The 13,047-nt window shown below is 43.2% G+C and carries 15 protein-coding genes; 12 read left to right on the top strand and 3 right to left on the bottom strand.

Annotation, left to right across the window (positions count from 1 at the left end; translation table 11 throughout):
• The first annotated feature begins 6 nt into the window (after positions 1 to 6).
• The 5 genes from oppC (at position 7) to ABTQ23_RS09355 (ending at position 4,435) form a co-directional block, all read left to right on the top strand.
• Positions 7 to 918: an oligopeptide ABC transporter permease OppC gene (gene oppC / locus ABTQ23_RS09375; protein WP_408615445.1), complete on the top strand. Its 912-nt coding sequence runs from the start codon at positions 7 to 9 to the stop codon at positions 916 to 918.
• Between the two features lie 29 nt (positions 919 to 947).
• Positions 948 to 1,922 (top strand): ABC transporter ATP-binding protein, encoded by a 975-nt coding sequence (locus tag ABTQ23_RS09370; protein ID WP_408615444.1) that lies wholly within the window; start codon positions 948 to 950, stop codon positions 1,920 to 1,922.
• A complete protein-coding gene (gene oppF / locus ABTQ23_RS09365; RefSeq protein WP_408615443.1) occupies positions 1,919 to 2,905 on the top strand; it encodes a murein tripeptide/oligopeptide ABC transporter ATP binding protein OppF in 987 nt (328 codons plus the stop codon). The genes ABTQ23_RS09370 and oppF overlap by 4 nt, the downstream gene beginning before the upstream one ends.
• A gap of 249 nt (positions 2,906 to 3,154) precedes the next feature.
• A complete protein-coding gene (locus tag ABTQ23_RS09360; RefSeq protein ID WP_408615441.1) occupies positions 3,155 to 3,775 on the top strand; it encodes a SanA/YdcF family protein in 621 nt (206 codons plus the stop codon).
• A gap of 222 nt (positions 3,776 to 3,997) precedes the next feature.
• Positions 3,998 to 4,435, top strand: coding sequence for a GAF domain-containing protein (locus ABTQ23_RS09355; protein ID WP_408615440.1), 438 nt, complete (start codon positions 3,998 to 4,000; stop codon positions 4,433 to 4,435).
• Between the two features lie 62 nt (positions 4,436 to 4,497).
• On the opposite strand, the gene ABTQ23_RS09350 is transcribed toward ABTQ23_RS09355, so the two are convergent.
• The gene (locus ABTQ23_RS09350; RefSeq protein WP_408615439.1) at positions 4,498 to 5,799 is read right to left on the bottom strand and encodes an anti-phage deoxyguanosine triphosphatase; all 1,302 of its coding nucleotides are present in this window, start codon (positions 5,797 to 5,799) and stop codon (positions 4,498 to 4,500) included.
• 149 nt (positions 5,800 to 5,948) lie between these two features.
• On the opposite strand from ABTQ23_RS09350, the gene cmk reads away from it, so the two are divergent.
• The 6 genes from cmk to pyrF all read left to right on the top strand — a co-directional run bounded on the left by cmk (position 5,949) and on the right by pyrF (position 11,008).
• Positions 5,949 to 6,632, top strand: coding sequence for a (d)CMP kinase (gene cmk / locus ABTQ23_RS09345; RefSeq protein WP_408615438.1), 684 nt, complete (start codon positions 5,949 to 5,951; stop codon positions 6,630 to 6,632).
• 103 nt (positions 6,633 to 6,735) lie between these two features.
• Positions 6,736 to 8,409, top strand: coding sequence for a 30S ribosomal protein S1 (rpsA, locus tag ABTQ23_RS09340; RefSeq protein ID WP_408615437.1), 1,674 nt, complete (start codon positions 6,736 to 6,738; stop codon positions 8,407 to 8,409).
• Between the two features lie 86 nt (positions 8,410 to 8,495).
• Positions 8,496 to 8,786 carry an integration host factor subunit beta gene (gene ihfB, locus ABTQ23_RS09335; RefSeq protein ID WP_408615436.1) on the top strand — a complete coding sequence of 97 codons (291 nt, stop codon included), beginning with the start codon at positions 8,496 to 8,498 and terminating at the stop codon, positions 8,784 to 8,786.
• Between the two features lie 63 nt (positions 8,787 to 8,849).
• Complete coding sequence (locus ABTQ23_RS09330) at positions 8,850 to 9,137, top strand: LapA family protein (protein WP_408615435.1); 288 nt, start codon at positions 8,850 to 8,852, stop codon at positions 9,135 to 9,137.
• 6 nt (positions 9,138 to 9,143) lie between these two features.
• The gene (gene lapB, locus ABTQ23_RS09325; protein WP_408615434.1) at positions 9,144 to 10,310 is read left to right on the top strand and encodes a lipopolysaccharide assembly protein LapB; all 1,167 of its coding nucleotides are present in this window, start codon (positions 9,144 to 9,146) and stop codon (positions 10,308 to 10,310) included.
• A gap of 5 nt (positions 10,311 to 10,315) precedes the next feature.
• Positions 10,316 to 11,008: an orotidine-5'-phosphate decarboxylase gene (gene pyrF / locus ABTQ23_RS09320; protein WP_408615432.1), complete on the top strand. Its 693-nt coding sequence runs from the start codon at positions 10,316 to 10,318 to the stop codon at positions 11,006 to 11,008.
• A 14-nt stretch (positions 11,009 to 11,022) separates the two neighbouring features.
• Here the strand turns inward: pyrF and rrtA are convergent, their stop codons facing one another.
• Together rrtA and queC are read right to left on the bottom strand one after the other, a co-directional pair.
• Positions 11,023 to 11,607 (bottom strand): rhombosortase, encoded by a 585-nt coding sequence (gene rrtA, locus ABTQ23_RS09315; RefSeq protein ID WP_408615431.1) that lies wholly within the window; start codon positions 11,605 to 11,607, stop codon positions 11,023 to 11,025.
• Positions 11,597 to 12,256: a 7-cyano-7-deazaguanine synthase QueC gene (gene queC, locus ABTQ23_RS09310; protein WP_408615430.1), complete on the bottom strand. Its 660-nt coding sequence runs from the start codon at positions 12,254 to 12,256 to the stop codon at positions 11,597 to 11,599. Before queC ends, rrtA begins: the two co-directional genes overlap by 11 nt.
• Positions 12,257 to 12,325: 69 nt before the next feature.
• Between queC and queE the strand changes: the two genes are divergently transcribed.
• The gene (queE, locus tag ABTQ23_RS09305; protein WP_408615429.1) at positions 12,326 to 12,994 is read left to right on the top strand and encodes a 7-carboxy-7-deazaguanine synthase QueE; all 669 of its coding nucleotides are present in this window, start codon (positions 12,326 to 12,328) and stop codon (positions 12,992 to 12,994) included.
• Positions 12,995 to 13,047: the final 53 nt, after the last annotated feature.

The following is a 13,047-nucleotide window of genomic DNA, read 5'->3' as shown; positions in this document are numbered from 1 at the left end:
CAGTTTATGTTGTTATCTAAAAAGTCCAGCAAAGCGGTTAGCGATAACTTAGCTGATCAGCTGGAAGTTGAAGGGCGTAGTCTTTGGCAAGATGCGTTTCGTCGTTTTCGACGTAACCATGCGGCGATGATCAGTTTAACAATTTTAATTTTTATTATTTTGTTTGTACTGATTGGCCCTTATTTTTCTCAATATCCATTTGATGCGACGGATTGGGCTCATATGTCTTCAGCACCATCATTTGCAAATGGGCACTATTTTGGAACAGATTCTTTAGGTCGAGACCTGTTTGTCCGTTCTCTTTTAGGTGGTCGGATTTCGCTATTGGTTGGAGTTCTGGGCGCGTTAGTTGCGGTCGTTATTGGAACTCTTTATGGAGCAACTTCCGGCTTTGTCGGCGGTGGGGTTGACCGAATCATGATGCGTATTTTGGAAATCTTATATTCCATTCCGTTCATGTTCTTGGTGATTTTGCTCGTGACTTTCTTCGGGCGAGACATCATGTTGATCTTTGTCGCTATCGGGGCGGTATCTTGGTTGGATATGGCAAGGGTAGTGCGTGGCCAGACATTGAGCTTGCGTAACAAAGAGTTTATTGAAGCTGCTGAAGTATGTGGTGTTTCTCGTTGGAATATCATTACCAAACACGTCATTCCTAACGTTTTAGGGATTGTCGCTGTATACGCAACGCTATTGGTGCCAAATATGATTCTTCTTGAATCCTTCTTAAGTTTCTTAGGATTAGGGGTTCAAGAGCCGATGACTAGCTGGGGGGCATTACTGCAAGATGGTGCTCAGAATATGAACATTGCTCTTTGGCAATTGTTAGTCCCTGGTATTTTTATGGTCATAACGCTGTTTTGTTTTAACTATATTGGCGATGGTCTGCGTGATGCGCTTGACCCTAAAGACCGTTAAATCAGCAGCTCGGTAACGAAGGAATAACCATGAGTTTATTAGAAGTAAAAGATCTGCGAGTTGAATTTTCAACGCCGGATGGCACGGTTACCGCAGTGAATGATTTGAATTTTAGCCTTAAAGCTGGTGAGACTTTAGGTATCGTTGGCGAATCAGGTTCTGGCAAAAGCCAAACTGCATTTTCTCTGATGGGATTGCTTGCCTCTAACGGTGTTATCTCTGGCAGTGCTAAATTCGAAGGCCGGGAGATTTTGAATCTCCCAGAAAAAGAGTTAAACAAGATCCGCGCTGAAAAAGTTGCAATGATTTTTCAAGACCCGATGACCAGTTTAAACCCGTATATGAAAGTAGGGGAGCAGTTGATTGAGGTCTTAAAATTACACAAAGGCATGGATAGAGGCGAAGCATACGCTGAATCTGTTCACATGTTAGATGCGGTAAAAATGCCTGAAGCACGAAAACGCATGCAAATGTTTCCGCATGAATTTTCAGGCGGGATGCGCCAGCGTGTGATGATTGCTATGGCATTATTGTGTCGTCCTCAATTATTAATCGCGGATGAACCAACTACGGCACTCGATGTCACTGTACAAGCGCAGATTATGCAGCTGTTAAACGAACTAAAAAATGATTTTAACACTGCGATTATCATGATTACCCATGATTTAGGGGTCGTTGCGGGTATTTGTGACAAAGTTCTGGTGATGTATGCTGGTCGTACGATGGAATATGGTAGTGCTCACGAAGTATTCTATTCACCTTCACATCCATATAGCGCAGGCTTGTTAAAAGCGATCCCTCGGCTTGACTCTCACGGCGATGTGTTGCCAACGATTCCAGGAAATCCACCAAACTTGTTGCGTTTGCCCAAAGGTTGTCCTTTCCAAGAACGTTGTGAGAGAGTTATGCCGCAATGTTCTTGCGAAACGCCAGAATTACTAGAGTTTGATGATGGGCGGCAACGGGCATGCTTCTGGGATTGGCGTGGGGAGAGTTCCAAATGAGCGATAAGAAAGTCTTATTAGATGTCGAAGATCTTAAGGTTTATTTCGATATCAAAAATAGCCGGGGTTGGCCTTGGGCTAAACCCAGTACGCTAAAAGCGGTAGACGGGGTTTCTGTTCGCCTTTATGAAGGTGAAACGCTCGGTGTTGTTGGTGAGTCAGGTTGTGGTAAATCAACTTTTGCCAGAGCTATCATTGGACTTGTGGGCGCGCGCGGTGGCAAAGTCGTTTGGTTAGGACAAGATTTAACCAAAGCGAGTGCCAAAGCTGTTCATGAGACGCGTAAAGACATCCAAATGATTTTTCAGGATCCTTTGGCATCCCTAAATCCACGAATGACAATTGGCGAAATTATTGCAGAACCGCTCAAAACTTTTCATCCTGAGTTGTCAAAACGCGAAGTTAAAGACAAAGTAAAATCAATGATGATGCGAGTTGGGTTGCTTCCTAATGTTATTAACCGTTACCCACATGAGTTTTCAGGTGGGCAATGTCAGCGTATTGGGATTGCTCGAGCATTGATTCTAGAGCCTAAAATGGTTATCTGTGATGAACCTGTTTCGGCTCTTGATGTGTCGATTCAAGCGCAGGTTGTGAACTTACTTAAAGAAGTTCAGCATGAGATGGGCTTGAGCCTTATCTTTATTGCCCATGATTTATCCGTGGTTAAGCATATCTCTGATCGTGTATTGGTGATGTATTTGGGTAATGCAATGGAAACTGGAACATCTGCAGAGTTGTTTACAAATCCAACGCATCCTTACACTAAAGCGCTGATGACAGCTGTGCCTATTCCTGATCCAGATTTGGAACGTGGTAAGTCAATTGAGCTGCTTGAAGGTGAGTTACCATCGCCGATTAATCCGCCTTCTGGCTGTGTGTTTAGAACGCGTTGCCCGATGGCAAGTGATGAATGCGCTAAAGAGAAACCACAATTGAAAGGTTCTTCTCACCAAGTTGCATGTTGGCGTGTTAGCGTCTAAGCATTTTTCACGATAAGATTAAGCCTTAGAAGAGGCTGTTGAGCTTTTGAGATTGAATTTTGTTCAAATTAACCGCATTTTGAACGCAGCGCATTGTGCAAATACTTAATAAGTTAAGCCTGCAGGGTGCAACAAAGTTTAGGATGCGGTTAAATGAACCCGCCTAATATTGCTGCAAAGCCAATCATAAAAGGTTCAACGGCCCTTGAATAACGAGGGCTTTTTTTATTTTGGACGTTCGGAGGACGATTGCGAGTAAAGCGTTCCCTAAGATGGTTTAGTGCAGCTATTTTAGTTGTTGTTATTATTTTTGCTGGTATCGATCAGTATATGCGCTGGTCAACTCAGCCATTCGTATATAAAAGCGTCAAAGATGTGCCAGCTAAGCCTACTGCGTTGGTTTTGGGTACCACTAAATATGTAGGAAAGCGTTTAAACCCATTTTATATGAATCGGGTTCTCAAGACCGTGGCGTTATATCGACAAGGAAAAATTCGGCATATTCTTGTCAGTGGTGATAGGGCATCGCGTTATTATAATGAACCGCAAACCATGTATAACGATTTGGTTAAACGCGGCGTTCCAAGCAATATCATTGAAGTAGATAACGCCGGTTTTCGCACGCTCGATTCGATAGAACATGCCAAGATGGTATTTGGTCAAAGCCATCTGATTATCATTTCTCAAAGGTTTCATCTGGCACGAGCATTGTTTATTGCTCGCTATTTTCATCTCGATAGCGTCGGATTAATAGCGGCCGATGCGCCATTTGATTATTACTGGCGAACTCGGATGAGGGAAGTTCCCGCTAGGGTTTGGGCAGTCGTTGAGTTGTATATCCTTCGCCCGTGGCATGCCATGTTTAATTAACTCACTTAAAAACATAGCAATTTGCAAATTTAATCCCGCTTCGTCATTGCAAATTGCAAATTGCAAATTTTTGACACCTTCTTGTTAAAACACATTCTAGATAAATTAATTATTAAAAATTATCGGTAGATTAATAAGTTACAAATTTTTATGACAGTTTAATGAAGTTTGGCACGTCCTTTGTATCTATAGGCTCAGCAACCTGCGATGAGGTAGATGGATATGATGGATTGGAATAACTGGTTAAACGATGGGTGTCAGGCTCTTGGTATGCAAAGCGGTATCGTGACCGTTTGTTGTGGACGTCATCTAACCGTTGTACATCATGCTGACCGTTGTGATCTCGTTGTCTCTGGCGATAGCTTTGACCGAGCAGATACATTCTGTAATCAGGTAATGATTGGCCGCAATTGTGTGACTTACAATGCACCTGCCGGTTTTCGTGAGCGGTTCCGCCTAGGCAAAATGGAGATTGCAACTTCTATCCAAGCGTATATCGGATTTCCACTTATCGTGCGCGACACAGTATTTGGTACGCTGAGTTTCAGTTCAACTGAGCGTAAAAGTGAAGGTTTTTCAGCTCACGACCTGTTTTTGGTCGAAATGATGGCAGGTGATTATGTTCACTACAACCTGTCACCTAATCAAGCTGATTTATGATTTTTGTTCTTGCGTAATGCGAGATGTCCCTAGTTTACCCGGTCATTTTGGCCGGGCTTTTTTTATCCAAATAACCGCTGATGCAGCTTAAGCGCATAATCATCTGTCATTCCGGCAATATAATCAGCAATGATCCGGTAAGGATTATCCTGCTCTGCTTTTAGCCACCTTTCTTTAGTATTTAATGGCAGTAGGCGCATTGGATCGCTGCTAAATGCTTCAAATAACTCCATAACGGTTTGCTGCCCACGATAGCGAACTTGCTCGATATCGGGAGTGCGAATCACATAATGCAGGACAAATTGTTTTAAATAATTTAAGCCACTGTGATAGGGCTCTTCGAGTGTTGCTTGATAGGCCAGCAGAGGCTCTTCTACTACTTTGTCATAATCAATCTTGATAGCGGTAATAAACGCGTTTACCAATGCGCCAATTGCGTTTTTCTGAGCATAGTGATGGCCGCTAAAAAGTTGTGAAGTTATTTCATCAATGTGTTCGCTTAGCCAACAAGGCTCAAGAGATTTCATATTATCGACAACATGCTCCTGCCAGAGATCTCGATGAAAGAGGTTCATCACAATCGCATCTTCTAGATCATGAACCCCATAGGCAATATCATCAGCCAGTTCCATAATCGAACAATCAAATGATTTATGGCAAGTTTTTCGATGCTTTGTGGTGCCATCGCCTCGAATCATCTGTAGATAAGCCAAATCAGCTGAGTTAAGAGGTTCAACGAGCCAGTCGTATTGCTGCTTATCGTCTTGATAGAGGCCTTTAGCTGGAAGCCAATCGGCTGCTTTAAGTTGGCGAAAGTTAGCAACTGGAGCCGGTAGTGTTTTGCGAGTAAGCGCATCAATTGATACTGGATACTTACACACTCCGAGCAACGTCCGACGTGTCAGATTCATTCCATGTTCTTTTGTGTATGGCTCAAGTTTGGTCAAAATGCGAAATGTTTGAGCATTTCCTTCAAAACCGCCATGGCTGCGCATCATGTAATTGAGCGCTATTTCCCCGCCATGACCAAATGGTGGGTGACCGATATCATGAGCTAAACAAATTCCTTCGATTAATGCCGGATCAGCTAATGGTGCTGACGCCGAATAGTCTGATTGACACAATTGACTGATGATCCCCGTGCCAATCTGTGCCACTTCAAGAGAATGAGTGAGGCGAGTTCGATAGAAATCGTTATAACCGATGCTCAGAACTTGGGTTTTATTTTGTAATCGGCGAAACGCCGCAGAATGTAGAATTCGGCCACGGTCGCGCTGCCATGGGCTGCGTGGGTCGTGTTCGCGAGGTGGCAAGCTATCGTTAAATCGATATTGCCAAACAACAGTTTTATCATCGACTACCATAAGCTTGCCAATTAAAAAATAACTATTTATCCCAATTTAGAAGTGCTTAAGGTGATGCGTCAAGCAAAATCAATTGCTTTTGGCACTGCCCTCGAAGAGCTTAAACCCGTATAATAGCCACAAATGCTCGTTTGATTGATGGAGGTTCCATGGCTGAGCAACTGCCTGTCGTAATTACTGTTGATGGGCCAAGTGGCGTAGGGAAAGGAACATTATGTGCGAAAATTGCGACCAAACTTGGTTACCACTTACTGGATAGTGGCGCAATTTACCGCGTTTTGGCATTGGCTGCTTTGCACCACAAAGTCGATATCGATAATGAAGAAGCGCTTTATTTATTAGCCGCTCATTTGGATGTGCGATTTGAGCGTACGCAATCGCTGGTGCATGTCATCCTTGAGGGTGAAAATGTTTCTGATGAGTTACGCCTAGAACAAACTGGTGAAACAGCCTCAAAAATTGCTGCTTTCCCTCGAGTCCGTGAAGCCTTACTACGCCGTCAACGCGCCTTTCGCCAAGCTCCAGGATTAGTCGCAGATGGCCGAGACATGGGAACTGTTGTATTTCCTGAGGCGAGTGCAAAGATATTTTTGGATGCCAGCGCACAAGTGCGCGCAAAACGCCGCTATAACCAGTTGCAAGCTAATGGCATTAGTGTTAACGTTGAAAACCTTTTAAATGATATTAAGGCAAGAGATGACCGAGACCGCAATCGAGCTGTTGCGCCATTGGTGCCAGCAGATGATGCGTTAGTTATCGATTCGTCTAACCTTAGTATTGAGGATGTCGTTACACAAGCTTTTGCTTATATCGACTCGAAACTAACCCGATAATTTTTCGGGAATTGGAAACTTACAAAATGGATTTTGTAAGTTGTTGAAATAACCCCATTTAGCGGGATAGCTAGGTGGTCGTTTTTATATATGTAAATTAAACATGACTGAATCTTTTGCTCAACTCTTTGAAGAGTCTCTTCACGATCTGGAATTTCGTTCCGGTTCGATTGTTAAAGGCACTGTTGTTGCCATTCAGAACGGTATGGTTCTGGTTGATGCAGGCCTGAAATCCGAGTCTGCAATCCCAGCAGAGCAATTCAAAAACAGCGCCGGCGAACTGGAAGTTGAAGTTGGTCAGGAAGTTGATGTAGCTCTGGACGCGGTGGAAGATGGTTTCGGTGAGACTATCCTGTCTCGCGAGAAAGCTAAACGCCATGAAGCTTGGGTACAGTTGGAAGCGGCTTACGAAGAGCAAGCGACTGTTACTGGCGTTATCAACGGCAAAGTCAAAGGTGGCTTTACTGTTGAAGTAAACAACATCCGAGCATTCTTGCCTGGTTCTTTGGTTGATGTCCGTCCTGTTCGTGACACATCACACCTGGAAGGCAAAGAGCTGGAATTCAAGGTTATCAAGCTGGATCAGAAACGCAACAACGTCGTTGTTTCTCGTCGTGCTGTTATCGAAAAAGAACACAGTGCAGAACGTGAACAGCTGCTGGAAAATCTGCAAGAAGGCCAAGAAGTTAAAGGTATCGTTAAAAACCTTACTGATTACGGCGCATTCGTTGATTTGGGCGGCGTAGATGGCTTGCTGCATATCACTGATATGGCTTGGAAACGGGTTAAACACCCAAGTGAAATCGTCAACGTCGGTGACGAAATCAATGTTAAAGTTCTGAAATTTGACCGTGAACGCACTCGTGTATCACTGGGTCTGAAACAGCTAGGTGAAGATCCATGGGTAGCAATTGCTAGCCGTTATCCTGAAGGCACTCGTCTGGAAGGTCGCGTTACTAACCTGACTGATTATGGTTGTTTCGTTGAAATCGAAGACGGTGTTGAAGGTCTGGTTCACGTTTCTGAAATGGATTGGACTAACAAAAACATCCACCCATCTAAAGTTGTTAACGTGGGTGACGTTGTTGAAGTTATGGTTCTGGATATCGATGAAGAACGTCGTCGTATCTCTCTAGGCCTGAAACAATGTAAAGCTAATCCTTGGGATTCATTTGCTGAAAACCATGCTAAAAATGACCGTGTTAGTGGTAAAATTAAATCAATCACTGATTTCGGTATCTTCATTGGTTTAGAAGGCGGTATCGATGGCTTGGTTCACTTGTCAGATATCAGCTGGAATACTCCTGGTGAAGAAGCTGTTCGTGAATACAAAAAAGGCGACGAAATCGAAGCCGTTGTACTGCAAGTTGATGCAGAACGCGAACGTATTAGCTTAGGCGTTAAACAATTAGCTGCTGACCCATTCAATAACTATCTGGATAGTTTGAAAAAAGGTGCTATTGTTGAAGGTACAGTTAGCGCAGTTGATGCTAAAGGTGCTACAGTTGAATTGGCTGATAGCGTTGAAGGTTACATTCGTGTAGCTGATCTTTCTCGTGAACGCGTTGAAGATGCTTCAACTGTATTGTCTGTCGGTGACAGCGTAAACGCTAAGTTTGTTGGCGTAGATCGTAAAAACCGTACCATTAGCCTGTCTATCCGTGCGAAAGACGAAGCTGATGAAAAAGAAGCAATGGCTAGCCTGAATGCGCAAGAAGATGCGCAGATCGGTAACGCTATGGCTGAAGCGTTTAAAGCGGCCTCTAAAGGCGAATAAACGTGAAAATTCAGGGGGGTACTTGATCCCCCCTGATTCCATTCTAAACTGAGAGTAGTTCTTAAATTATTGCTTTCGGGGTGCATATGACCAAATCTGACCTGATAGAACGGCTAGCAACAAAATATATGAATCTTTCTGCTAAAGACATTGAGCTGGCTATTAAAGAGATTCTCGAGCAGATGGCAAGTTCATTGCAAGATGGGGATCGTATAGAAATTCGAGGTTTTGGAAGTTTTTCATTACATTATCGAGCTCCACGTGTTGGCCGTAATCCTAAAACAGGAGAAAAGGTCGAACTTTCAGGCAAATATGTTCCACATTTTAAGCCTGGCAAAGAGCTGCGTGAGCGGGTAAATCTAGATCTACCGCGATAATTCAACCGGTTTCCACTTGCCATGCGATGAAGGTGAACCTGGTTTATTCTTGGGAGAGCGTCATTGAAGGCATTAGTTATTCTGGTGGTAGTGATCGTCTTTTTTGTTTTAGCATTGGCAATTGGGGCGCAGAATGACCAATTAGTTTCGGTTCACTATTTGGTTGCGAGCTCTGATCTGCGAGTATCATGGCTAATGGCGATCATGTTTGTTATTGGATTTATTATTGCTTGCCTTGGATTAGGCTTTTTCTATACCAAAACTCGTCTGCAACTTATGTCTTTACGCCGTAAACTTCGTAAACAGCAGCGTGAATTAGAACAAGCGAAACCTCTTCAGAGCGGAGATTAATATTCCGTGTTTGGATTGTTGTTCTTACTGTTGCCTGTTGCAGTTGCTTACGGTTGGTATATGGGGCAACGCAGTGTCAGGCAACAACGCAAGCGTAAATCTAATCAGTTATCCCGACAATATGTCGCTGGCCTGAATTTACTGCTATCTGATCAATCGGATAAAGCAGTTGACTTATTTATTGACCTTTTACAGGTTGATTCAGACACTATTGAAACTCATTTAGCGTTGGGGAATCTGTTTCGCCAACGCGGTGAAGTTGATAGAGCCATCCGTATTCACCAAAATTTAATTGCGCGCCCTAGTTTAGACGTAGAGCAGCGGCAATTAGCATTGCTTCAGCTATCAAAGGATTACCAAGTTGCTGGTTTATTCGATAGAGCTGAGACGATATTGCTAGAGCTAACGAACGAGCCAGAACATAGCGAAAATGCACTGAAAAGTTTGCTGTTTTTGTATCAGCAAACTCGAGAGTGGCGCAAAGCTATCGGAATCGGTGAACAAATTCCCTCTCAATGGATAGCTAATATCCAAACTCAAATTGCCCATTTTTATTGCGAACTTGCTTTAGAGGAAGAGACCTCAGGTAATTTTAAACGCGTTCAAGGGTATTTACGAAAAGCACTTCATCATGACTCTCGCTGTGTACGGGCTAGGCTTCATCTGGCTCAGTTTTTAGTTGAGCAACAGCACTATAAAGAGGCCGTTCGCTGGATTGAAGAGTTGCCCGAAATTGATGTGGATTTACTCAGCGATTATGTTCCATTAATTGAGCAAATCTATGAAGGGTTACAGGATGAGAATAGTTTTCGTGAATATCTAGAACGCGCGATGCGCCTTGGTGCTGGGGCGTCTGTGACACTTAAATTAGCATCCTTAATTGAACATGATAATATTGGCGCCGCCCAGCGAATGGTATTAGATGAGCTTAAACGCCGACCAACCATGCGGGGCTTTCATAAATTAATTGATTACCATGTCCAACAAGCTGAACCGGGTCAAGCTCGACAAAGCCTTCAGGCGTTAAGAGATTTAGTTGCTCGGCAGATGTTAATTAGACCGCGTTATCGTTGTCAGAAATGTGGCTTTTCAAGCCACGCAATGTATTGGCATTGTCCTTCTTGTAAAAGTTGGGGCACTGTAAAACCTGTTCGTGGATTAGACGGAGAATAATATTAATGCAAGACCCTAAAGTGATCATCGCCCTAGATTTTGATAACAAAGAGCGTTGTCTAGAGTTAGTCCACCAACTTGAGCCTAAATCTTGCCGCTTGAAAATAGGTAAAGAGATGTTCACTCGCTTTGGGCCTGAACTTGTCAAAGAGTTGCAGTCGCTAGGGTTTGAGATCTTTTTAGACCTTAAATTCCATGATATCCCCAATACAGTTGCTAAAGCTGTTCAATCAGCTGCAGATCTTGGCGTTTGGATGGTCAATGTTCATGCCAGCGGTGGGCGCCGAATGATGATGGCTGCCAAAGAGGCCCTCAAAGGATACACCAATGCGCCGAAACTAATCGCTGTAACAGTGTTAACCAGCATGGAACAAAGCGACCTAGAGGAAGTGGGGTATTCTAGTGATGTGGCTGAGCAGGTAAAAAGGTTGGCGCTGCTCACATCTGATTGTGGTTTAGATGGCGTTGTTTGTTCAGCCCAAGAAGCTCATTTACTTCGTCAATACTGCCCTGATGAGTTCTTATTGGTGACACCTGGAATTCGTTTAACTGATAAAACTGACGATGATCAACGCCGAATTATGACGCCGGAAAAAGCCATTGCTGCTGGCTCAAGCTATCTGGTTATTGGTCGTCCTATAACCCAAAGTGACAATCCTCTTCAGGTCGTTAACTCGATTAATGCATCGTTAAATTAATCAGCTAGTCAGGGCTAGTTTATTCTAGCCCTAAGCCATTGAGCTAATTTGATAACGATAAACAAGCATACGGCAATCATAACAAACGTGCGATGAACGCTGGTTGCCACAGGCATCCCTAGTAACCTTTGATCGCCTAGTCCCGATGGGTGAAAATATTCTAGAATCAATTTAATCGTCGTTGCACCTAACAATAACGTTGATTCTATTTTGTGCTCAGCAAATTGTTTTAATAGAGCATAAACAAACAAGCCATGTAGTAGCCCAGAGAGCCCGACATAATCACTTACATTCGTAAAATATAGTAATGTGCTGTTACTGATAACCACCAAGGTCGCGATGAGTGCCAACCACTGCCAAATATTAAATAATTTCGCGTACAAAAGACTAATGATTGCTAATGCAACCAAGTTGATTGCGCAGTGCAGCCAGTCAGCATGAACCAATGTGCCACTTAAGAGGCGCCACCACTGGCTATGCTCTATTGCTAGTTTATTCCAGCTCAAAGAATTGACCCAAGGCTGAAGAATCAGCGCTGCAAAAGCGATTGTAGCGCTGACTAACAAGTTATATGACTTAGAATATTGCTTAATCTTCATACTCCAGAGGGTCAACTTGTCCATTTTTAGCAAATGCTTCAAGACGTTCCTGACATGCCCCACAGCGTCCACAAGCTTTCTCCCGGCCGTTGTAGCAGGTCCAGGTTTGGCTATAATCAAGGCCCATGGCTAAACCATCTTTAAGAATTTCTATTTTACTCTGATGTAAATAAGGGCTAACGATTTCAACGGGTTCATAATTTGCTATCTGACTGACATCATTCATCTTGTTCACAAATTCTGGACGGCAATCTGGATAGATTGCATGATCTCCTGAATGAGCACCGTAATACACTTTGCTAGCTCCAATAGATACGGCATAGCCAATGGCTAATGAGAGCAGAATCATATTGCGGTTCGGCACCACAGTTGATTTCATGCTTTCTTCGGCATAATGACCTTCGGGAATATCGATGTCAGATGTAAGGGATGACCCTTGCAATAACTGATTAATTGCAGTGATATCAATTACTTTATGTTCTAAACCTAAGCTTTGTGTCACCTGACGGGCAACATCGATTTCTTTTTTATGGCGCTGACCATAATCAAAGGTTAATGGATAAGCATCATAACCTTCTCGCAATGCTTTGTTTAAAACGGTGTAGGAGTCCATGCCTCCTGAGTAGATAATGACGACTTTTTCTTTCATTTGGGTTGCGCTTCTATTGACTATTCTCTATAAACAACGGATTTTCGCTCAAATAAGTCTAGGTGACAAATGTCTGATGTAATTTATCGTGTCAATGAAATTTTTGAGACCATTCAAGGTGAAGGTTTTTACAGTGGAACGCCAGCTGTATTCATCCGTATGCAAGGATGCGATGTTGGATGCCCATGGTGTGATACTAAACATACTTGGGCTGTAGAGCTCGATGACGAGTATCCATTGGAACAGATGAATCAACCTAGCGGCGATCGCCAGCGATGGGCTCAGGCAAGCTCTGATGAGCTTTTAGCACTGGTTAGCTCTTATCAGGCAAAGCATATTGTTATCACTGGCGGTGAACCTTGTTGGTATGATTTAAAACCTCTGACTAAGAAGCTTCATGACAATGGTTATATGTGTCAGCTTGAGACCAGTGGTACCTATGAAATTCAAATTGATGCTCGTTCATTTGTGACCGTTTCACCCAAAATTAATATGCGAGGTAAGCGGGATGTTTTAGCGAGTGCGATGCAAAGAGCAAATGAAGTGAAGCATCCGGTTGGCCGTCAAAGCGATATTGATGCTCTGGATTTATTATTAGCTCGTTGTCCAACGCAGGCGCAAATAGCCTTGCAACCAATTAGCCAGCAACAACGTGCAACTGATTTATGTATTCAAACATGTATTAAACGAAATTGGCGTCTCTCTGTTCAGCTACACAAGTATATTGGTGTGTTGTAACATTTGATTATGCTTTAAATGGTCCTTTTGCCAAAAAATTTGAGTTATATAGT

This window comes from Celerinatantimonas sediminis (genome assembly GCF_046054195.1).
GTDB lineage: Bacteria > Pseudomonadota > Gammaproteobacteria > Enterobacterales > Celerinatantimonadaceae > Celerinatantimonas.
Note: the sequence above shows the minus strand (reverse complement) of the source record. Positions and strands in the feature narration are given on the sequence as shown.

What these genes read in the sequence shown, in the direction of transcription:
- oppC (WP_408615445.1), top strand. Translation starts at nt 7, where the DNA reads ATGTTGTTATCTAAAAAGTCCAGCAAAGCGGTTAGCGATAACTTAGCT.
- ABTQ23_RS09370 (WP_408615444.1), top strand. Translation starts at nt 948, where the DNA reads ATGAGTTTATTAGAAGTAAAAGATCTGCGAGTTGAATTTTCAACGCCG.
- oppF (WP_408615443.1), top strand. Translation starts at nt 1,919, where the DNA reads ATGAGCGATAAGAAAGTCTTATTAGATGTCGAAGATCTTAAGGTTTAT.
- ABTQ23_RS09355 (WP_408615440.1), top strand. Translation starts at nt 3,998, where the DNA reads ATGATGGATTGGAATAACTGGTTAAACGATGGGTGTCAGGCTCTTGGT.
- ABTQ23_RS09350 (WP_408615439.1), bottom strand. Translation starts at nt 5,799, where the DNA reads ATGGTAGTCGATGATAAAACTGTTGTTTGGCAATATCGATTTAACGAT.
- cmk (WP_408615438.1), top strand. Translation starts at nt 5,949, where the DNA reads ATGGCTGAGCAACTGCCTGTCGTAATTACTGTTGATGGGCCAAGTGGC.
- rpsA (WP_408615437.1), top strand. Translation starts at nt 6,736, where the DNA reads ATGACTGAATCTTTTGCTCAACTCTTTGAAGAGTCTCTTCACGATCTG.
- ihfB (WP_408615436.1), top strand. Translation starts at nt 8,496, where the DNA reads ATGACCAAATCTGACCTGATAGAACGGCTAGCAACAAAATATATGAAT.
- pyrF (WP_408615432.1), top strand. Translation starts at nt 10,316, where the DNA reads ATGCAAGACCCTAAAGTGATCATCGCCCTAGATTTTGATAACAAAGAG.
- rrtA (WP_408615431.1), bottom strand. Translation starts at nt 11,607, where the DNA reads ATGAAGATTAAGCAATATTCTAAGTCATATAACTTGTTAGTCAGCGCT.
- queC (WP_408615430.1), bottom strand. Translation starts at nt 12,256, where the DNA reads ATGAAAGAAAAAGTCGTCATTATCTACTCAGGAGGCATGGACTCCTAC.
- queE (WP_408615429.1), top strand. Translation starts at nt 12,326, where the DNA reads ATGTCTGATGTAATTTATCGTGTCAATGAAATTTTTGAGACCATTCAA.